The 19,749-nt window shown below is 69.8% G+C and carries 17 protein-coding genes; 8 read left to right on the top strand and 9 right to left on the bottom strand.

All coding sequences use genetic code 11. The features are described from left to right. The first annotated feature begins 2 nt into the window (after positions 1-2). On the top strand, positions 3-407 hold the full coding sequence (locus KWI83_RS05550) for an ectoine synthase (RefSeq protein WP_218513129.1): 405 nt from the start codon (positions 3-5) through the stop codon (positions 405-407). Positions 408-413: 6 nt separating this feature from the next. Then, on the top strand, positions 414-1,304 hold the full coding sequence (gene thpD / locus KWI83_RS05545) for an ectoine hydroxylase (protein ID WP_218513128.1): 891 nt from the start codon (positions 414-416) through the stop codon (positions 1,302-1,304). A 61-nt stretch (positions 1,305-1,365) separates the two neighbouring features. Here the strand turns inward: thpD and KWI83_RS05540 are convergent, their stop codons facing one another. The 3 genes from KWI83_RS05540 to KWI83_RS05530 form a co-directional block, all read right to left on the bottom strand. Beyond that, entirely contained in the window at positions 1,366-2,418 is a 1,053-nt protein-coding gene (locus tag KWI83_RS05540) for an aminotransferase class V-fold PLP-dependent enzyme (protein WP_218513127.1), read from the bottom strand. A 95-nt stretch (positions 2,419-2,513) separates the two neighbouring features. Continuing rightward, entirely contained in the window at positions 2,514-3,155 is a 642-nt protein-coding gene (locus tag KWI83_RS05535) for a DsbA family oxidoreductase (protein WP_218513233.1), read from the bottom strand. A gap of 201 nt (positions 3,156-3,356) precedes the next feature. Then, the gene (locus tag KWI83_RS05530; protein WP_218513126.1) at positions 3,357-4,886 is read right to left on the bottom strand and encodes an aldehyde dehydrogenase (NADP(+)); all 1,530 of its coding nucleotides are present in this window, start codon (positions 4,884-4,886) and stop codon (positions 3,357-3,359) included. A 139-nt stretch (positions 4,887-5,025) separates the two neighbouring features. Here KWI83_RS05530 and KWI83_RS05525 point away from each other — a divergent pair, with 139 nt between their 5' ends. Further along, positions 5,026-5,799, top strand: a complete 774-nt coding sequence (locus KWI83_RS05525; protein ID WP_218513125.1) for an IclR family transcriptional regulator — start codon at positions 5,026-5,028, stop codon at positions 5,797-5,799. Positions 5,800-5,893: 94 nt separating this feature from the next. Beyond that, complete coding sequence (locus KWI83_RS05520; RefSeq protein WP_218513124.1) at positions 5,894-7,342, top strand: penicillin-binding protein 2; 1,449 nt, start codon at positions 5,894-5,896, stop codon at positions 7,340-7,342. Between the two features lie 36 nt (positions 7,343-7,378). Here the strand turns inward: KWI83_RS05520 and KWI83_RS05515 are convergent, their stop codons facing one another. Beyond that, entirely contained in the window at positions 7,379-8,836 is a 1,458-nt protein-coding gene (locus KWI83_RS05515; protein ID WP_218513123.1) for an NCS2 family permease, read from the bottom strand. Between the two features lie 225 nt (positions 8,837-9,061). Between KWI83_RS05515 and KWI83_RS05510 the strand changes: the two genes are divergently transcribed. The 4 genes from KWI83_RS05510 to KWI83_RS05495 all read left to right on the top strand — a co-directional run bounded on the left by KWI83_RS05510 (position 9,062) and on the right by KWI83_RS05495 (position 13,795). Continuing rightward, positions 9,062-9,628, top strand: coding sequence for a SigE family RNA polymerase sigma factor (locus KWI83_RS05510; protein WP_218513122.1), 567 nt, complete (start codon positions 9,062-9,064; stop codon positions 9,626-9,628). Beyond that, complete coding sequence (locus KWI83_RS05505; protein WP_218513121.1) at positions 9,625-10,482, top strand: hypothetical protein; 858 nt, start codon at positions 9,625-9,627, stop codon at positions 10,480-10,482. The genes KWI83_RS05510 and KWI83_RS05505 overlap by 4 nt, the downstream gene beginning before the upstream one ends. Positions 10,483-10,587: 105 nt before the next feature. Further along, positions 10,588-11,421: a pectate lyase gene (locus tag KWI83_RS05500; protein WP_218513120.1), complete on the top strand. Its 834-nt coding sequence runs from the start codon at positions 10,588-10,590 to the stop codon at positions 11,419-11,421. Between the two features lie 178 nt (positions 11,422-11,599). Continuing rightward, a complete protein-coding gene (locus tag KWI83_RS05495; protein WP_218513119.1) occupies positions 11,600-13,795 on the top strand; it encodes a family 43 glycosylhydrolase in 2,196 nt (731 codons plus the stop codon). 3 nt (positions 13,796-13,798) lie between these two features. Here KWI83_RS05495 and KWI83_RS05490 read toward each other — a convergent pair whose 3' ends face one another. From KWI83_RS05490 to KWI83_RS05470, 5 genes are all read right to left on the bottom strand, one after another. Then, positions 13,799-14,875, bottom strand: a complete 1,077-nt coding sequence (locus KWI83_RS05490; protein WP_218513118.1) for a dienelactone hydrolase family protein — start codon at positions 14,873-14,875, stop codon at positions 13,799-13,801. Then, the gene (locus tag KWI83_RS05485) at positions 14,853-15,986 is read right to left on the bottom strand and encodes a pectinesterase family protein (RefSeq protein WP_218513117.1); all 1,134 of its coding nucleotides are present in this window, start codon (positions 15,984-15,986) and stop codon (positions 14,853-14,855) included. Before KWI83_RS05485 ends, KWI83_RS05490 begins: the two co-directional genes overlap by 23 nt. A 112-nt stretch (positions 15,987-16,098) precedes the next feature. Further along, the gene (locus KWI83_RS05480) at positions 16,099-17,370 is read right to left on the bottom strand and encodes a pectate lyase (RefSeq protein WP_256361862.1); all 1,272 of its coding nucleotides are present in this window, start codon (positions 17,368-17,370) and stop codon (positions 16,099-16,101) included. A 74-nt stretch (positions 17,371-17,444) separates the two neighbouring features. Then, a complete protein-coding gene (locus KWI83_RS05475) occupies positions 17,445-18,239 on the bottom strand; it encodes a rhamnogalacturonan acetylesterase (RefSeq protein WP_218513115.1) in 795 nt (264 codons plus the stop codon). Between the two features lie 109 nt (positions 18,240-18,348). After that, a complete protein-coding gene (locus KWI83_RS05470; RefSeq protein ID WP_218513114.1) occupies positions 18,349-19,710 on the bottom strand; it encodes a sugar ABC transporter substrate-binding protein in 1,362 nt (453 codons plus the stop codon). Positions 19,711-19,749 lie beyond the last annotated feature (39 nt).

Below are 19,749 nucleotides of genomic sequence, written 5' to 3'. Positions count from 1 at the left end.
CCGTGATCGTCCGTTCGTTCAAGGACATCGAAGGCACCGACCGGCATGTGAAGGCCGCGTCCGGTACCTGGGAGAGCAAACGCATCGTCCTCGCCAAGGAGAGGGTCGGCTTCTCGCTGCACGAGACGACCCTGTACGCGGGGACGGAGACGTCGATGTGGTACGCCAACCACATCGAGGCCGTCGTCTGCGTGCAGGGCGAGGCCGAGCTGACCGACCACGAGACCGACCGAACGTACACGATCACGCCCGGGACGATGTACCTCCTCGACGGCCATGAGCGGCACACGCTGCGCGTCAAGGAGGACTTCCGCTGCATCTGCGTGTTCAACCCGCCGGTGACCGGTCGGGAGGACCACGACGAGAACGGCGTCTACCCCCTGCTCACCGAACCCGAGGAGGTGTGACCGACCATGACCACCACCGTCACCGATCTGTACCCCAGCCGCGGCACCACCGAGGTGTCCATCCCCCGCCAGGACCCGGTCGTCTGGGGCGCGCCCGGCACACCGGGGCCGATCGACGTCGCCGATCTGCAGGCGTACGAGCGCGACGGCTTCCTCGCCATCGAGGAACTCATCACCGAGGACGAGGTCGCCGTCTACCGGCAGGAGCTGAACCGGCTGGTCAACGACCCGGCGATCCGGGCCGACGAGCGGTCGATCGTCGAGCCGAAGTCCAAGGAGATCCGGTCCGTCTTCGAAGTGCACAGGATCAGCGAGGTGTTCGCCGCGCTGGTGCGGGACGAGCGGGTCGTCGGACGGGCCCGGCAGATCCTCGGCTCGGACGTGTACGTCCACCAGTCGCGGATCAACATCAAGCCCGGTTTCGGGGCGAGCGGCTTCTACTGGCACTCGGACTTCGAGACCTGGCACGCCGAGGACGGGCTGCCGAACATGCGCACGGTGTCCGTCTCCATCGCGCTGACCGAGAACTACGACACCAACGGCGGGCTCATGATCATGCCGGGGTCGCACAAGACGTTCCTCGGGTGCGCGGGGGCCACGCCGAAGGACAACTACAAGAAGTCGCTGCAGATGCAGGACGCGGGCACGCCGTCGGACGAGGCGCTGACCGCGATGGCCTCGCAGTACGGCATCAAGTTGTTCACCGGCAAGGCCGGTTCGGCGACCTGGTTCGACTGCAACTGCATGCACGGGTCGGGTGACAACATCACGCCGTTCCCGCGCAGCAACGTCTTCATCGTGTTCAACAGCGTGGAGAACAAGGCGGTGGAGCCGTTCGCGGCGCCCATCCGCAGGCCGGAGTTCATCGGAGCGAGGGACTTCACGCCGGTGAAGTGAGCCGCCGTCGCCGAGCCCGGGCCCCTCCTTACGAGGGTCCCGGGCTTCGGCATACGGCGCGTCAGCCGGACAGCACGTCCAGGATCCGCTCCACGTCGGCGGGCGTGTTGTAGAGGTGGAACGACGCCCGCAGGTTGCCCGCCCGGCTGGAGACCTGGACGTCCGCGCGGGCCAGCTCGGGCACCCGGTGCCCGAGCCCGGGCACGGAGACGATCGCGGAGCCGGGCGCGGGGACGGGCTCGTGGCCCAGCTCGCGCAGCCCGGCGCGGAAGCGGTCGGCGAGGGCGAGGTCATGGGCGTGTACGGCGTCCACGCCGAGTTCCTCGATCAGTTCGAGGGAGGGGCGCAGCCCGGCGTAGCTGAACAGGGCCGGGGTGAGGTCGAAGCGGCGGGCGGAGTGGGCGAGTTCGGTGACCGGGCCGTAGCAGCTGTCTATCGGGACCTCCCCGGCGACCCAGCCCGCCAGCACCGGCGTCAGCCCGCCGAAGTCCTCCGGTACGACGAGGAAGGCCGCCCCGTGCGGGCCGAGCAGCCACTTGTAGCAGGTGGCGGCGGTGAAGTCGTACGCACCCGCGTCCATCGGCAGCCAGCCCGCGGCCTGGGAGAAGTCGATGTACGTACGGGCCCCGTGCTCCCGGGCCGCCTCGCGCAGCGCGGGCAGGTCGGCGACGCGTCCGTCGGCGGACTGCGCGGCGCTGACCGCGACGAGCGCGGTGCCCGGGCGGACGGCCTCGGCGATCCGCTCCAGCGGCACGGCCCGCACCTTGAGGTCGCCGCGCACGTGGAACGGGTTGAGGACGGAGGTGAAGTCGTCCTCGGCCGTGAGGACTTCGGCGCCCGCGGGCAGCGAGGCGGCGATCACGCCGGTGTGCGCGGCGACCGAGGCTCCCGCCGCCACCCGGCCGACGGGGACGCCGGCCAGCCGGGCGAAGGCGGCGCGGGCGGCCTCCACGTCGTCGAACAGCGGGTCCAGGGATCGGCCCTCGGCCCGCAGCCGTACCGCCTCGTGCAGCGCGGTCACGGTGCGGGTGGGCAGCAGCCCGTGGCTCGCGGTGTTCAGATAGGTGTTCTTCGGGGTGAACTCGGCCCGGACGAGGCTCTCGAAGGTCTCCATGGCTCCACTGTGCGGCCCGGCGACCTCCAAGTCCATTGCGTATTTCTACGTGGTTTCCCTAAGGGCCGCTTATGCACCCGGCGTGGCCTGGGCCTTCACCGCTCGCCCCAGGCCTGCGTCAGCGCCCGCTCGAACACCTCGGCGGGCTGGGCGCCCGACACTCCGTACCTCCGGTCGAGCACGAAGAACGGCACCCCGGTGGCCCCGAGCTGTGCCGCCTCCCGCTCGTCGGCGCGCACCGCGTCGGCGTACGCCTGCGGATCGGCGAGCACCTTGCGCACCCCGGCCTCGTCGAGTCCTGCGCCGACGGCGATCTCCACGAGCCGCTCGTCGTCGTTGAAGACGGACCGCTCCTCGGCGAAGTTCGCCCGGTACAGCCGCCGGATCAGCTCGTCCTGCAGCCCGTGCTCCTTGGCGAGGTGGAGCAGCCGGTGCATGTCGAAGGTGCTGCCCTGGTCACGGCCCCGCGTCCGGTAGTCCAGTCCCTCGGCGGCGGCCTGCACCCCCAGGTTGTCCTCGGCGGCCTGTGCCTGCGCCTCGCTCATGCCGTACTTCTTGACGAGCATCGTCAGCACGGGCTGCACGTCGTCCTTGGCCCGCCCGGGGTCCAGTTCGAAGGACCGGTGCACCACCTCGACCTGGTCGCGCTGCGGGAAGGCCGCGAGCGCCTTCTCGAAGCGGGCCTTGCCCACGTAGCACCAGGGGCAGGCGATGTCGCTCCAGATCTCGACGCGCAGGGTCACGGCTCTCTCCAGCTCGTACGGCCGCGGAGACTCTCTCCGCGGATACGTGAGCGTTCAAGAGTTCGCGTTTCATTCCACCGGTCAGGGATGCGACCCTGAGGGGCGCGGGTCTGTATCCATATGCGGCTCCGCCGCGTGGGCGCGCCAAGCCACACCCAACCCGCAGCCCGGTCCGACACCCGCACCCCTACGGCGCTACCGCTCCAAGCGTCCGTTGAACCTACGAGGCAGCCCCAGCGGGTTGTCGTCCCGAAGCTCCGGCGGCAGCAGCGCCTCCGGCGCCCCCTGATACACCACCGGCCGCAACCACCGCTCGATGGCCGTCCCGCCCACCGAAGTCGACGTGGAGGTCGTAGCCGGGTACGGCCCTCCGTGATGCTGCGCGGGCGCCACCGCGACCCCCGTCGGCCAGCCGTTCACCAGCACCCGCCCGGCAAGCGGCGTCAGCTCGGCCAGCAGCTCCGGCCCACGCCCCTCCCCCGCGGCCTCCTCCGCCGACAGATGCACCGTCGCCGTCAGGTTTCCCGGCAGTCGCGACAGAACCGCCGTCGCCTCGCCCTCGTCCGCATAGCGGGCCACGACCGTGACCGGCCCGAAGCACTCCTCCAGCAGCAGGTCGTACGCCCCCTCCCGCGCCAGCTTCTCCGCCGGCACCGTCAGGAACCCCGCGCTGACCGTGTGCTCGCCCCCGGCACCCGGCGTCACCGGCGACTCCACCCCGTCGAGCGCGGTCCGCTCGGCGACCCCGGCGATGAAGTTGTCCCGCATCCGGTGGTCCAGCAGTACCCCCGCCTCGGTGTCGCTGACCGCGTCCGTCAGCGACTTCACCAGCCGGTCCCCCGCCGCGCCGGACGGCGCCAGCACCAGCCCCGGCTTCACACAGAACTGCCCGACGCCCAGCGTCATCGACCCGGCAAGACCCGCCCCGATCTGCTCCGCCCGCTCGGCCGCGGCGGCCTCGGTGACCAGCACCGGGTTCAGGGAGCCCAGCTCGCCGTGGAAGGGGATCGGGACCGGGCGGGCGGCCGCCGCGTCGAAGAGGGCACGCCCGCCCCGCACCGAACCGGTGAAACCGGCCGCCGCGACCAGCGGATGCTTGATCAGCTCCACGCCCGCCTCGAAGCCGTGGACGAGGCCCACCACTCCCTCGGGGATGCCGTGCTCCCCGGCGGCCCGGCGCAGCACCTTGGCGACCAGCTCGGACAGGGCCGGATGGTCGGGATGGGCCTTGACGACCACGGGGCAGCCCGCGGCCAGGGCACTCGCCGTGTCACCGCCGGCGACGGAGAAGGCGAAGGGGAAGTTGGAGGCGGAGTAGACGGCGACGACGCCCAGCGGGACCTTGTAGCGGCGCAGGTCCGGGATGGGCGGGGTGGCGGTGCCGTCGGGGTGGTTGATGACGACGTCGAGGAAGGCGCCCTCGTCGACGATGTCGGCGAAGGCCCGCAACTGGTAGCAGGTGCGCGCGAGTTCGCCGGTCAGCCGGACCGGCCCGAGCGCGGTCTCGGCGTCGGCGGTCTCGACGAGTCCGTCCCTGGCCGCCTCCAACTGCTCCGCCGCGCTGCGCAGGAAGGCCGCACGGACCGTGCGGTCGGCGAGGGCGCCCCGGGCGTCGTGCGCGGCACGGACGGCGGTGTCCACCTCCTGGGCTGTGGCCTCCACCGCAACCTGCTCACGCTGCTTCCCGGTACGGGGGTCGACACTCCAGACTGGTGCTGCTGCCACCGCGGGTTCCTCCACATGTCTTGCCGCAGTACATAGGTCATTCACCAGGGGTGTTAGGGGTGTTCGATATACTGAACACCATCCGTGATGGTGAATGCCATGCGAGACTATTTCCCGTCGAACGAAGGGGTCAAGGGCGATGTCGGCAGGCGAGACAGGCGGCGGGGCGCAGGTCAAGTCCGCGGTGCGGACCGTTGAATTGCTCGAGTACTTCGCGGGAAGTCCCGGTATGCACTCGCTGGCCGCCGTGCAGGAGGCGGTGGGATACCCCAAGTCGAGCCTGTACATGCTGCTGCGCACCCTCGTCGAGCTCGGCTGGGTGGAGACGGACGCGACGGGCACGCGGTACGGCATCGGCGTACGGGCGCTGCTCGTCGGCACGTCGTACATCGACGGCGACGAGGTGGTGGCGGCGGCCCGGCCGACCCTGGACCGGCTCTCGGACGACACCACGGAGACCATCCACCTGGCCCGCCTGGACGGCACCAACGTCGTCTACCTCGCCACCCGCCAGTCGCAGCACTACCTGCGCCCGTTCACCCGGGTCGGCCGCCGCCTGCCCGCGCACTCCACCTCGCTGGGCAAGGCGCTGCTCAGCACCTACTCCGACGAGCAGGTGCGCAAGATGCTGCCGGAGACCCTGCCCGCGCTGACCGAGAACACCATCACCGACCGGGAGAAGCTGATCGAGGAGCTGCACCAGGTACGGGAGCAGGGGTACGCCGTCGACCGCGAGGAGAACACCCTCGGCCTGCGCTGCTTCGGCGTGGCGATCCCCTACCGCACCCCCGCCCGCGACGCCGTCAGCTGCTCGATCCCGGTGGCCCGGCTCACCCCGGCGCACGAGCAGATGGTGAAGGACGCCCTGTTCGACGCCCGCGACCGGCTGACGCTCGCCACGCGGAGGCTGTGAGCAGCGGGCCGCACCCCGGGGCTTTCTGAGGAGCGGATGAGAAACCGGGCGGAAGGGAACGTTCCGGCCGGTGTCGCTCGTCCTGTAGTGCGGGATGAACAAGACGATCAGGCGCGCGTCGGTCTTCGCGCTGCTCCTGGTGCTGGTCCTGCTGGTCAGGGCCACCTGGGTGCAGTTCTACCAAGGCCAGGCGCTCGCGGACGACAAGGACAACCGGCGGAACGCGATCGAGCTGTACAGCGAGCCCCTCGGCAACATCATCGTGGCCGGAGACTCGGTGACCGGCTCGGCCCGGACCACGAGCGGCGACCTCGAGTACAAGCGGACGTACAAGGACGGCGCGCTGTACGCCGCGGTGACCGGCTACAGCTCGCAGGTGTACGGCGCCACCCAGCTGGAGGGCATCTACCAGGACCTGCTGGACGGCACCGACACCCGGCTGAAGACCGTGATGGACACGGTCACCAACAAGCGCGCCGACCCCGGTGACGTGATCACGACGATCGACCCGGACGCCCAGCGGGCGGCGTACGAGGCGCTGGGCGACAAGAAGGGCGCCGCCGTCGCGATCGACCCGAAGACGGGCAGGATCCTGGCGGTCGTCTCGACCCCGTCGTACGACCCGTCGGAGATCACCGCCGGGAACTCGGAGGCCTGGACGCGGCTCACCGAGGACGAGGACAAGCCGATGACCAACCGGGCGCTGCGCCAGCCGCTGCCGCCCGGCTCCACCTTCAAGCTGGTGGTCGCGGCGGCCGCGCTGGAGGACGGGCTGTACTCGTCGGTGGACGAGCGCACGGACAGCCCGGACCCGTACCCGCTCCCGCTGTCCTCGGACAAGCTCACCAACGAGAACCCGAACGCGCCGTGCGAGAACGCCTCGATCCGGGTGGCGCTCCAGTACTCGTGCAACAACGTCTTCGGCAAGATGGCCGTCGACCTCGGCCAGGACAAGGTCCGGGCGATGGCGGAGAAGTTCGGCTTCAACGACGACGAGCAGGACGTTCCGGTGCGCGCCTACGAGAGCGTGTACCCGAAGGACATGGACAAGGCGCAGACCGCCCTGTCCGGCATCGGCCAGTTCGACGTCACCGCGACCCCGCTCCAGATCGCCATGGTGTCCGCGGCCATAGCCAACGGCGGCAAGCTGGTCCAGCCGCACATGGTGTCGCAGATCACCGACCACAGCGGCGATGTGCTGGAGGACTACGACGACAACGCCTCCACCAAGGAGATCGTCAGTTCCTCCACGGCCGAGCAGCTGCAGTCGGCGATGCGGACGGTCGTCGAGAAGGGCACGGGGTCGAACGCGCAGATCTCCGGCGCCACCGTCGGCGGCAAGACGGGTACGGCCCAGCACGGCGAGAACAACAGCAAGACGCCGTACGCCTGGTTCACCTCGTACGCCAAGTCCGACAGCTCGGACAAGGAGGTCGCCGTGGCGGTCGTGGTCGAGCAGTCGGACGCGGCGCGGTCGGAGGTCAGCGGCAACGGGTTGGCCGCGCCGGTGGCCAAGGCTGTGATGGAGGCGGTGTTGCAGTAGGAGCCGGGGCAGCCCCCACCGGGGTTGCCCGCGACCTCACTTGACGCCGAGGATCTGCTCGATCGGGTCGATCGCGAAGTACACCAGGAACAGCGCCGAGGTGCCCCACAACAGCCAGTGGACCTCCTTGGCCTTGCCGAGCACCGTCTTGATGACGACGTAGGCGACGAAGCCCGCACCGATGCCGTTGGTGATGGAGTACGTGAACGGCATCACGGCGATGGTGAGGAACGCCGGGATGGCGATCTCGTACCGGTCCCAGTCGATCTGCTTGACCTGGGTCATCATCAGGAACCCGACGGCGACCAGGGCCGGGGCGGCCGCCTGCAGCGGGACGATGGTGAGCAGCGGGGTGAAGAACAGGGCGAGGGCGAACAGGCCGCCGGTGACCAGGTTGGAGAAGCCGGTGCGCGATCCCTCGCCGACGCCGGCCGCCGACTCGATGTAGGACGTGGCGGAGGACGCGGACGCGGCGCCGCCCGCGACGGCCGCCGCGCCGTCGATCAGCAGGACACGGCCGAGGTTCGGGACCTTGCCGTCCTCGTCCAGCAGCCCGGCCTCCGCGCTGATGCCGACGACCGTGCCCATGGTGTCGAAGAAGTCGGACAGGACCAGCGTGAAGATCAGCAGCACGACGGTGAGGACACCGACGCCGGGCTCGCCGAACGCGCCGAACAGGCTGAAGTCGCCGATCAGTCCGAAGTCGGGGGCGTCGACGACCTGGCCCGGCCAGGCGGGGGTGGTCAGGCCCCAGGTCCTGACGTCGGCGAGGGAGTTGATGACGATCGCGGCGATCGTCATGGTCACGATGCTGATCAGGAGGGCGCCCTTGACCTTGCGGGCGAGCAGTCCGATGGTCAGCAGCACACCGAGGCAGAAGACGAGGATCGGCCACCCCGTGAGCGTGCCGGAGCCGCCCAGCTGGACCGGCACGGTGGTGTTCGCGGCGTCCGGGATCCGGCTGACGAAACCGGCGTCGACGAAGCCGATGAAGGCGATGAACAGGCCGATGCCGACGCTGATCGCCTGCTTGAGGGGCTGCGGGATGGCGTGCATGACGGCCTCGCGCAGGCCGGTCACCACCAGGACGCAGATCAGCAGGCCTTCGAGGACGATCAGGCCCATCGCGTCGTCCCAGCTCATCAGCGGGGCGATCTGGAAGGCGACGACCGCGTTGAGGCCGAGTCCGGCGGCGAGGGCGAGCGGCAGATTGCCGCCGACGCCCATGATGACGGTCATGACCGCGGCCACCAGGGCGGTGGCGGTGGTGAGTTGGACGGGGTCGAGCTGCTCGCCGTACTTGTCCTGGGCGCTGCCCAGGATGATGGGATTCAGAACAAGGATGTAGGCCATCGTGAAGAACGTGGCGAAGCCGCCGCGTATCTCCCGGCCGAAGGTGGACCCCCGCGCCGATATCTTGAAGAACCTGTCGACGCTGTTCGCCGCCGGTGGCGGGGCACTTGGCCGGTCGGCCACCTTCTGCATGTCGGACATGGCGGTACTCCCTGGTGCCTGAATGATCTGTGTGCGGATGCTGGCTGGATTGTTCCCGCGGTGAACGCGTTACAGGTTTTCTCCGTGTTACGGAATCGGGTTCGGCCCGGCATACGTCGTTCGAAGCCCCGTACGAAACGCATCGGTAACGCTGCTACAGTTCCGGATCTCATCCCGGCGTACGGCTGTTCGATGCCGGGTCGACGCTTCGAGGAGAGACCGCCCGTGGGCACAGTCGTCGACGACGCCGCCTCCGTGGAGTTCCATGCCTTCTTCGAGCGCCATCACGCCGAACTCGCCCGGCTCGCCCATCTGCTGACGGGTGAGGCGGACGCCGCCGACGATCTGGCGGCGGACGCGCTGCTCGCGATGTGGCACCGCTGGGACCGGGTACGCGCGGCAGAGCATCCGGTCGCGTACGCGCGCGGGGTGGTGGCCAACCTGGCCCGCACCCGGATCCGCAGCGCGGTGCGCGAGCGGCGGCGGATCGCCCTGTTCTGGTCGCAGCGCGAGGAGAAGGTGGAGAACCCGGACGTGGCGGGCGCGGTGGACGTCCAGGCGGCGCTGCGCCGGCTGCCGTTCCGCAAGCGGGCGTGTGTGGTGCTGCGGCACGCCTTCGATCTCTCGGAGAAGGACACCGCGCTCGCCCTGGGCATCTCGGTGGGTACGGTGAAGAGCCAGACGTCGAAGGGAATGGCCGAGCTGCAACGATCGCTCGGTACCCGGGCGGCTCCGCAGCGAGTGCACGCGGTCATGGCACGCACCGGTGAGGCCGGAGGAAGGGACCGATGACGATGCAGCGGGACGTGCACGACGAGCTGCGCGCCCGGCTGCACGAGGCGGCCGGGGCGCACCAGCCCGACCGCGCGCGCATCCTGGCCCGGATCGAACGCGGGATGACCGTGGAGGCCCAGCGCGCCGGTGGCCACCGCGTCACGCCGCCGCCGGTGTTCGGCTGGTTGCGGGTGGCCGGGGCGACGGCCGCGGTCGCCGGTGTGCTGGGGGTCGGCGGCTATGCGGTCGCCTCCGCGGTGAAGGACGAACCCGCTTCCCCGCAGGGCAAGGTCGCGGCCACGGCGACGCCCACCCCGTCGCCGGACACGACGAGCCGGCCGCCCGCCTTCCCGGTGGAACCGGCGCCGAGGACCTCCCCGGAGTCCCGCGAGGTGGAGACCGGTACGCCGTCCGCCTCCGCCTCGCCCACCACGCGGCCGTCGGCCGCCGGCGTCGAGGACGGCCCGCTGTGGTCGGACGGCTCGGTGGACCCCCACAGCAACGACTTCTGGGCGCAGAGCAACGTCACCGTCAAGGCCCGCGAGCAACTGACGCGGCTCACGGTGCAGTTGCGGATCGCCCAGACCGGCGGGGTCTCCTCGACGGGCGCCTGGCGGTCGCTGCCGGAGCGGGACTTCGACCTGACGGTCGGCGAGCAGGACGGCTTCCTCGTCTACACCTGGGTGCTCAAGGAGGGCCGTACGGTCCCGGCGGGCGAGTGGGTGTTCGCGGGGCAGTACAACCACGAGCGCGGCGGCCGGGACGCCAAGGACGACCGCTACACGGCGACGGCGACGGCGGCCGGCCGCCAGCTGTCCGTGGCGGGCGACTTCGCGGCCCAGGACGACGACTCGTCCGAGGGCGACTCGTGAAGGCCGACACCCGCTTGTGAAGAAGTCTCGAAGACGCGGCAACCCTTTCTCCACCGGTGGCGACCACAAGGCGCAAGAGTCACCACCCAGTTGAGGAAGCGGTACATGACTGCACCAGCACAACAGCGCGTGCGGCACCGGCGCCGGGTCACCCGGCGGCGGGCCGTGATCGGCGGAGCGGCCGCACTCGGCCTCACCGGCGCGGCGTTCGCGACCACGTCGCTGCTGTCCACCGCCGGCGCTGCGGCCACCTGGCCGACCGCCAAGGGCACCAAGGCGGTGAGCAGCACCATCTCCGTCTCGGGCACGTACGACGGCGGGTACAAGCGTTTCCACGGCAGTGGCGCGCTGGGCGGGTCCGGGCAGGACGAGGGCCAGGACCCGATCTTCAAGCTCAAGGACGGCGCGGTCCTGAAGAACGTGATCCTGGGCTCCCCGGCCGCCGACGGCGTCCACTGCCTGGGCAGCTGCACACTGCAGAACGTGTGGTGGGAGGACGTCGGCGAGGACGCCGCGACCTTCAAGGGCAAGTCGGCGTCGGCCGTGTACAAGGTGTACGGCGGCGGCGCGAAGAAGGCCGACGACAAGGTCTTCCAGTTCAACGGCGCGGGCAAGCTCGTCGTGACCAAGTTCCAGGTGTCGGACTTCGGCAAGCTGGTGCGCACCTGCGGCAACTGCTCCACGCAGTACAAGAACCGCTCGGTGATCATCAACGACGTCGATGTCACCGCGCCGGGCACGTCGATCGTCGGGATCAACGCCAACTTCGGCGACACGGCCGCCCTGCGCAAGGTGCGCATCCACGGCGACAGCGGCAAGAAGATCAAGCCGTGTACGCGTTTCCAGGGCAACGACACCGGCGCCGAACCCAAGGAGCTCGGCACCGGCCCGGACGGCACGCACTGCCGGTACACGGCCTCCGACCTCACCTACCGGTGAGGCCCAACGCCCCCGCCGGTGACCGGCGGGGGCGTTCCCCGTTCCGGTGGGGAACGCGACCGAAAGTTTCGGTCCCCTCCTGCCCCTTCCCCACCGATTGACGCCCCGTCCCCCACCGGTGACACTCCGAAGGCACCGCGGACTCAACAGAATCCCCCAGACTCCCACAGGATGTGTCATGCGCGCCCGCACGCTCCTGCTTCCCTTCCTGGCTCTGCTCGTGGCTCTGCTCGCCGCGCCGCCCGGCACCGCCCTCTCCGGAGCACCACCCGTGAAACAGCCCAAGTACGCCGGTTACCTCTTCGCCTACTTCACCGGTGAGGGCACCGCCGACGGCGAGCAGATCCGTTACGCCCTCAGCCGTGGCAACGACCCGCTGCACTGGCGGGAGCTGAACGCCGGTAAGCCCGTGCTCACCTCCACCATCGGGGAGAAGGGCCTGCGCGACCCGTTCGTGATCCGCTCCCCCGAGGGCGACAAGTTCTACATGATCGCGACCGACCTGCGCATGTACCGCAACTCCAGCGGGAGCTGGGACCACGTCCAGCGGCACGGCAGCAAGTCCATCATGGTGTGGGAGTCCACCGACCTGGTCCACTGGACCGACCAGCGCCTGGTGAAGGTGTCCCCGGACAACGCGGGCAACACCTGGGCACCGGAGGCCTACTGGGACGACACGCTCGGCGCGTACGTCGTCTTCTGGGCGTCGAAGCTGTACGCCGCCGACGATCCGAACCACACCGGATCGACGTACAACAAGATGCTGTACGCGACGACGAAGGACTTCCGCACCTTCAGCGAGCCGAAGGTCTGGAACGATCCCGGCTACTCGGTGATCGACTCGACCGTCGTCGAGCACAGGGGCACGTACTACCGCTACACCAAGGACGAGCGGAACCCCAGCTCCTCCAGCCCCTGCTCGAAGTTCATCACGGGCGAGAAGTCGCGCGCGCTCACCTCGACCGCCTACGACTTCGTCTCCGACTGCATCGGCAAGGGCGCGATGGACCGCGGCGAGGGACCGACGGTCTTCAAGTCCAACACCGAGGAGAAGTGGTACCTCTTCATCGACGAGTACGGCGGCCGCGGCTATCTCCCCTTCGAGACGACCGACCTCGACTCGGGCCGCTGGACCCCGTCGACGAACTACCAGCTGCCCGCCAGCCCCCGGCACGGCACGGTCATCCCGGTGACGCAGCAGGAGTACGACCGGCTGCTCGCCGCGTACCCGGTGAGCCCGGCGTCGGTCGTGGACGCGACGGCGAAGGGCCAGAAGGGGTACGCGATCGTCACCGAGTCGGCGTCGAAGGTCGTGCTGCCGATGCGGCCCCACGCGGATCTGCGGCGCCTCGCCCCGCGGCTGTGGGTCGGTGAGGGCGCCACGGTCAGCCCCCGCTCCGGCACCCGCCGCGACTTCCGCAAGCCGCAGACGTACACGGTGACGGCCGCCGACGGCACGAAGCGCACCTGGACGGTCGATGCGGTCCGCACCCGCAGCCCGATCCTGCCCGGCCTGAACGCCGACCCCGACGTCAGGTACATGGACGGCCGCTACTGGATCTACCCGACCACGGACGGCTTCCCCGGCTGGAGCGGCACGCAGTTCAAGGCGTACTCGTCGAAGGACCTGGTCCACTGGAAGGACCACGGCGTCATCCTCGACCTGGGACCGGACGTCTCCTGGGCCGACAGAAACGCCTGGGCGCCCGCGATCGCGGAGCGAGACGGCAGGTACTACTTCTACTTCTGCGCCGAACAGCAGATCGGCGTGGCGGTCGCCGACTCCCCCGCGGGCCCGTTCAAGGACGCCCTCGGCAAACCCCTCGTTCCCAAGGGCCGGTTGAGCGGCCAGATGATCGACCCGTCGGTCTTCACCGACGACGACGGCACGTCGTATCTCTACTGGGGCAACGGCCGCGGCTACGTCGTTCCGCTGAACGACGACATGGTGTCGTACGACCCCGCCCAGGTGCGGGACATCACCCCGGCGAACTTCCGTGAGGGTGCCTTCGTCGTGAAACGGCAGGGAACCTACTACTACATGTGGTCGGAGGACGACACCCGCAGCGAGAACTACCACGTCGCCTACGCGACCGGCCCCTCCCCGCTCGGCCCGTGGACCAAGCGCGGCACGATCCTTGAGAAGCGCCCCGAGTACGGCATCCTCGGCACCGGCCACCACTCCGTGGTGAACGCCCCCGGCACCGACGACTGGTACATCGTCTACCACCGCTTCGCCCTGAACGGCCCCGGCCGCCCGGGCGGCGACGGCACCCACCGCGAGACCACCATCGACCGCATGGAGTTCGCGGCCGACGGCACGATTGAGCCGGTGGTGCCGACGCTGGAGTCGATCAGGCCGGTACGGCGGTAGCAGTCACAGGACGGCGTCGAGCCACGCGAAGACCTCGTCCTGCATACGGTCGTTGAAGACGTGGCCCAGCTCGGGCCACGTCTTCAGCCGCAACCGCTCCTCGGCGTGGCGCGAACGCCAGACGGCGCGCAGCCTGTCGTACGCGACGCGCACGCCGTCGGCGGGGAACAGCGGGTCGAGCCCGCCGTGGAAGAACAGCATCGGTCGGGGCGCGGCGATGCTCGCCACGTCCGGGATGTCGAGGTGCCGGGCGAGCCCCGGGTGGAGCATGTAGTACGCCGACTGCCCGCGCAGCGTGTTGTTGCCGGGCACCATCATCTCCTTCAGCCCGGTCATCCAGCACACGCTCGCCGCGGCGGCGAGGTCGTCACTGAGCGCGGCGGTCTGCCAGGCGCGGTAGCCGCCCATGGAGAACCCGAGGGCCGCGACCCGGCGGGCGTCCACCCGGTCGAGGCCCGCGAGGAAGGCGGCGGCCCGCTGGTCCTCACGGGCCATCAGCCCGGCGAGCGACGACCCGAGGTTGAGGAGATTGCAGGCCAGGGCCTGCTGCCGCTCGTAGCCGAGCGGCCCGCGATCGCCCCAGCCGAGCGCGTCCAGGCAGAGCACGACATAGCCGCGCCGGGCCAGTGCGTCGCCGACGAAACGCCCGCTGAAGCACCGGTCGGCCCAGGCCTGGGCGGAGGCGAGCCGGGTGTCGTCGTACCAGGGCCGGACGAGTTTCTCCTTCCCGATGTCGAACTTCGCTCCGTGGTCGTGCAGCAGCAGGACGGCGGGGAAGGGCCCGCCGCCGTGCGGGGTGAGCAGGACGCCGCGCACCCGCTCGTAGGCGGTGAGCGAGACGGTCACCGACTCCCGGGTGTATCCGTCGCCCTGGGCGCGCTCGCCGTACTCCGGCGCGTACGGCACCCCGTCCTGCCGCCCGACGATCAGCGCCTCCTCGACCCTGGCCCGGGCGGCCCGCCGCCACGCCCGGAAGTCCCGGATCGGCGAGCTGCCCCAGGCCAGCGGGAAGCGCAGCTCCTCCTTGAGCGACGGGTGGAAGCCGGGCAGGGGGCCGTCAAGCGTCGGGACGCCAGTCACCCAGGTAAGCCTTCCGGGTGTGCGCCTCGGCCTCGGCGCGGGTCAGTTGAGGTCGGTTCTCGGGGACGACGATCCGCGCGCCGGGGCCAGAGTTGCGGTACTCGGCGAAACGCTGCTCCTGCCAGGGGTGGGCGTCCCGCATGTTCGCGTACGGCGCGACCGCGTCGATGCCGGAGCCCAGCCAGGTGTTCCGGACCGTGAGCATCGGGTGAGCGGTGGTGTCGGAGCTGGGCACCCAGGGGCGGGCCAGCTTGTAGTAGGCGTCCGGCGCCTCGCTGGTGACGCGGCTGCGGGTCACGAGGTAGCCGCGCGGGTTGGCGCCGACCGTGGAGGGCGCGAAGACGAAGCCGTACGGGGCGCCGGCGCGGTCGGTGCGGATCAGCGTACGGAAGTGGCAGTGCTCGTAGACGGCGGTCGCGCGGCCGAAGACGAAGTCGACGTCGCCCTCGACATAGCAGTGGGAGTAGTACTGACGGGCGAAGACGCCGCGGTCGAAGGAGTCGGCGTACAGCGTGTCCTGGTGGCCGAGGAACCGGCAGTGGTGGAAGGCCGAGCGGTCGCCCTGCACCTTGATGGCGACGGCCTGGGTGCCGGAGACGCCGGGGTGGTCGGCGCGCAGCCAGTCGTTGGCGAAGGTGATCCAGCGGGCGGTGAAGCCGTCGGTACGGATCAGGGTCGTGGCCGAGCCGCTGGTGCCGTAGGTGCCGGAACCGTCCGGCTTCGGTGTGCCCGCCGCGTTGTCGTACACGATGACGACGTCCCGGGGATCCTCGCTCGCGCCGATCCACGTCATCTCGGAGGCGGCGTCGGTGCGCTGCCCGGTGGCCGGGTCGACGACACCGGCGCTCACCGTCTCTCGGTAGACGCCGGGGGCGATGACCAGGGTGAATCCGGCGGTGGTGGCGGCGTTCACGGCGGCCTGGACGCCGGTGAAGTCACCGCGGCCGTGCGGGTCGACGTAGACCGTCCTCGGGGTCAGGCGGCGGGCCGGTGACCCGTACCGGCCGAAGGGCCGTCGCCGTTCTGCGGCGTGGGCGGGCAGGGGCGCGAGGCCGAGCGCGGCGGCGGCCCCGCTGCTTGCCACGAGAAAGCCTCTTCTGGTCTGGGGCATGCGGATGCTCCTTGGCGGTGCGGCTCGTGAAAGGTGTGGGGGCCGGGGCGGGCGCGCCCCTGATGGAGGCACGATGCGGTCCCGCCCCGGCCGGTCCGTGGGCCGTGCGGCGTCAGCGCAGTCGGCCCGCGCCCGCGTGGTGGCCGACGATCGCGGGAATCGCCTTCGGCGGGTGGACCTTCGTCCGCAGCGTGGGCGTCCAGCCCGCGCCGCGCTGGAGGGTCTCACCGGGGATCTCCGCGTTGTGCACGGCGATCAGATCGGTGAGCCGGCCGTTGACGTAGTTGTTCTCGGCGGTGAGCGGCGCGTCGTTCCACCTCTTCAGCGTCTGGGCGGCGCTGACACCGGGCGGCAGCGAGAACGCGTTGTGCGTCGCGTACAGCCTGGATTCGATGCCGATGCCGAAGGTGTAGGCGTACTTCTGGTCCTTCGTCACGGCGAAGTGGTTGTTGTAGGCGTCGACCTGGCCGTACCGGACGCGCGGCGCGCGCTCGACGATGCCCTCGAAGCGGTTGTGGTGGAGCGTGACCTTGAGCTTGCCCCGGTCGTCGGCGCCGTGGCTGTCGCCGCCCCCGATCAGCATGGTCTTGTCGTGGTCCTCGAAGGAGTTCCACGACACCGTGACGTAGTTGGCGCCGCGCACGATGTCGACCAGGCCGTCGTGCTGCTGGTAGATCTTGCCGAAGTAGGACGGCAGCGAACTGTCGGGGTAGCGGCCGTCGGTGAGCGTGTTGTGGTCGATCCACACATGGGTGGAGCCGCGGACCACGACCGTGTCGTAGTCGGAGTTCCAGGCACCGGTCTTGGTGTCGTCGGTCGGGTCCCACTGGGGGAAGCAGTCGATCGGGGCCTCGATGGTCAGGTTGCGCAGAATGACGTTGTCGACGCCTTTGATCTGCAGGCTGCCGCCGAGGATCCCGGCGTTCTTGCCAACGCCGACGATGGTGGTGTTGGAGGGGATGTTCGCGGTGATGGCCTTGGCCTGGTTGTCGGCCGACGCGTCGCGCAGCTCCTCCTGCTCGCCGCTGACCGGGGTGTCGTGGCCCCAGACGGCCGGGTCGTAGTCGGCGAGGTACTGCTGGAAGTCGTATCCCTTGGCGGCGAACGCGTCGCACCCCTCGGACACTGCGTCGATCATGCCCTTGACCTTGATGATCTTCGGCGCGTCACCGCCGTCCGCGAGCGCCTGCCTGAACTCGGCCCAGGTGCGGACGGTGTACACGTGATCGGCGTCGGCGGCGGCCCCGCCGGTGGTGCCGGCCCCGTGCGACGCCCAGCCGTCGTTCGCCGGGAGGGTCTGCCGGGCGAGGTCACGGGAGGGGTGCGCCTGGGCCGTCGTACCGGTGACCGTCAGCGCGAGGGCGGTACAGCCGACCACGGCCATACTGATGGCACGCCCATGCCACTTCCGTCTGTTCACTGTGCGGCTCTCTTTTCTTGTCGGGGACGGTGTTCGCGTTACGCGGCGGCCTCCGGCCAGGTGATCCAGGACTCGGGAATCCCCTCGTCCAGCCGGCGCACGTCCCGCGGCGCGAGCACCCGCGTGCGCAGCAGCTCCCGCGCCACGAGCCGGGCCACGGCGATCGCGCCCGGCGGATTGAAGTGCGTGTTGTCCTGCTCGGTCTCGGTCCAGTTGAAGTACGCCTTGGTTCCCTCGACCCCCAGCTCCTGCCACAACGCCAGCGACAGGGCCTGGACGTCGAGCAGGGCGACGCCCTCCTCCTCGGCCAGCGCCCGCATCGCCGCCGGATAGTCGCCGTGACTCGGCACGGCGTTGCCCGCCGCGTCGAACCTCCGCCGCTCGACGGGCGTGACCAGCACCGGCCGCGCACCACGGGCCCGCGCCCCGTCGACGTACAGCCGCAGATGGTCCTGGTAGGTGCTCCAGGGCTCGGTGTACCGGGCCGGGTCGTTGACCTTCTCGTCGTTGTGCGCGAACTGGATCAGCAGGAAGTCTCCCGGCCGGATCTCACCGAGAATCACCTCAAGCCGCCCTTCATCGACGAAGCTCTTGGAACTCCGCCCGTTCACGGCGTGATTGGCGACGGGAAGGTGCTTGCGGAGGAAGAAGGGAAGCGCCATGCCCCACCCGGTCTCGGGGGCGGCGTCGGCGTACTTCTGGGCGGCGGTGGAGTCACCGGCGATGTAGAGAGTGCGAGGTCGGCGAGCGGCCTGGGCGGTGCCCTGCGCCGCGAAGGCGAGAGGGACGGCGGCAACGGCCGCCACGCCGACCTGTCTGCGGGTAAGAGACACAAGGGATCCTTTCAAACAGGCGTTGAGGGAATTGCCCCAGGGGGGCGGGGAGCTGCGCGACCAGCCTCAACGGACCCGCAGTCCCCCACAACGAAAACCACCCGAGCTCTCAGCCGTTCTGTTCCGTCCATTCGGCCTGAGCCTCGTTCAACTGATCGGCCAGAGTGTCCAGAAATTCCTTGGCACTCATGTCCCCCAGCAGCACCTTCTGGAAGTTCGGCTCGTTCTCCGCCTTGGAAATCGTGTTCCAGTCCGGCAGGTAGTACGGCAGCTGCACAATGGTCGTGGAACCGTCACCCAGCGCCTGCGCGGCCAGTTTCGTCGGCTCGGCCTCGGAGATCCACGCGTCCTTCGCCGCTTCGGTGTGTGACGGCACCTGCCCCGCCGCCTTGTTGAACTTCGAGTTCTCCTCGTGCGAGGTGGCGAACTCGATGAACTTCCACGCGGCTTCCTTGTTCTTGGAACTCTTGAACAGCCCCAGCCCGTCCACGGGGTTGGACACCTGGACCCGCTTGCCCCCGGGCCCGGTCGGCTGCGGAATACCCCGGAACTTGTCGACGCCGAGCGCCTTCACGTGATCCTGGTACGAGCCCAGGTTGTGGTTCAGCATCCCGATCGTGCCGGAGTCCCACTGGGCCACCATCTTGGTGAAGTCGTTGTTGAGGTCGGCGGCCGGAGTGACCCTCTTGTACAGCCCGGCGTACTTCTCCAGCGCCTCGACGTTCTTCGGGTCGTTCACGGTGGTCTTCTCACCGCTCGCGTCCCAGAAGGACGTGATCCCCGACTGCCCGTACATCGCGTCCAGCGCCTGGGCGATGGATCCCGCGCCACCCCGGATGGTGTAGCCGAACTCGTTCTTGCCCGCGTCGGTGAGTTCCTCAGCGGCCTTGTAGAAGGCGTCCCAGGTGGTCGGCTCCTCCAGCCCCGCCTTCTCGAAGAGGTCGGTGCGGTAGTACAGCACACCGTTGTTGGCGGAGGTCGGAATCGAGTAGAGCGTCTCGTCGCCCCCGCCCGCGGCCTTCAGGGACGCGACCATGTCCTTGTTGAGCTTGCCGTTCAGCGACGAACTGGCGAGCCGCTCGTCCAGCGGCTCCAGCGCGCCCTGCGCGGCGAACCCGGCGAGCATCGCCGCGCCGACCCCGCCGACGTCGGGCAGTCCGCCGCCCTGGATGGCGGTGTCGACCTTGGACTGGTACTCGGTGGAGGCGATGCCCACGTACTCGACGTCGATGTCCGGGTTCGCCGTCTCGAAGTCGGCGATGATCTCCTTCCAGATGTCGGTGCGGACACCGCCATTGTTGTCCCAGAAGACGATCTTTCCGGTGCCGCTGCCCTCGGCGCCGCTGTCGCCGCCCGCCCCGCTGCCGTCGTCGCCGCAGGCGGTGGCGGTCAGCGCGAGCACGGCGCCCAGGGCGACGGCGGCCGGCGTACGCCGCCTGCCGGTGCTGTTTCTGAGCATGCTGATCTTCATTGGTCGGCTCTCTTCTTCTGGATCCAACGGAGAGTGAGG

Origin of the sequence: Streptomyces sp. TRM70350, assembly GCF_019219825.1 — a bacterium.
In the GTDB taxonomy this organism is placed as follows: Bacteria; Actinomycetota; Actinomycetes; order Streptomycetales; family Streptomycetaceae; genus Streptomyces.
Note: the sequence above shows the minus strand (reverse complement) of the source record. Positions and strands in the feature narration are given on the sequence as shown.

Bases quoted from the DNA above. Each gene is read 5' to 3' on its own strand.
- KWI83_RS05500 (WP_218513120.1), top strand. From the start codon at position 10,588: ATGACTGCACCAGCACAACAGCGCGTGCGGCACCGGCGCCGGGTCACC.
- KWI83_RS05505 (WP_218513121.1), top strand. From the start codon at position 9,625: ATGACGATGCAGCGGGACGTGCACGACGAGCTGCGCGCCCGGCTGCAC.
- KWI83_RS05520 (WP_218513124.1), top strand. From the start codon at position 5,894: ATGAACAAGACGATCAGGCGCGCGTCGGTCTTCGCGCTGCTCCTGGTG.
- KWI83_RS05495 (WP_218513119.1), top strand. From the start codon at position 11,600: ATGCGCGCCCGCACGCTCCTGCTTCCCTTCCTGGCTCTGCTCGTGGCT.
- thpD (WP_218513128.1), top strand. From the start codon at position 414: ATGACCACCACCGTCACCGATCTGTACCCCAGCCGCGGCACCACCGAG.
- KWI83_RS05540 (WP_218513127.1), bottom strand. From the start codon at position 2,418: ATGGAGACCTTCGAGAGCCTCGTCCGGGCCGAGTTCACCCCGAAGAAC.
- KWI83_RS05480 (WP_256361862.1), bottom strand. From the start codon at position 17,370: ATGGCCGTGGTCGGCTGTACCGCCCTCGCGCTGACGGTCACCGGTACG.
- KWI83_RS05525 (WP_218513125.1), top strand. From the start codon at position 5,026: ATGTCGGCAGGCGAGACAGGCGGCGGGGCGCAGGTCAAGTCCGCGGTG.
- KWI83_RS05485 (WP_218513117.1), bottom strand. From the start codon at position 15,986: ATGCCCCAGACCAGAAGAGGCTTTCTCGTGGCAAGCAGCGGGGCCGCC.
- KWI83_RS05470 (WP_218513114.1), bottom strand. From the start codon at position 19,710: ATGAAGATCAGCATGCTCAGAAACAGCACCGGCAGGCGGCGTACGCCG.
- KWI83_RS05515 (WP_218513123.1), bottom strand. From the start codon at position 8,836: ATGTCCGACATGCAGAAGGTGGCCGACCGGCCAAGTGCCCCGCCACCG.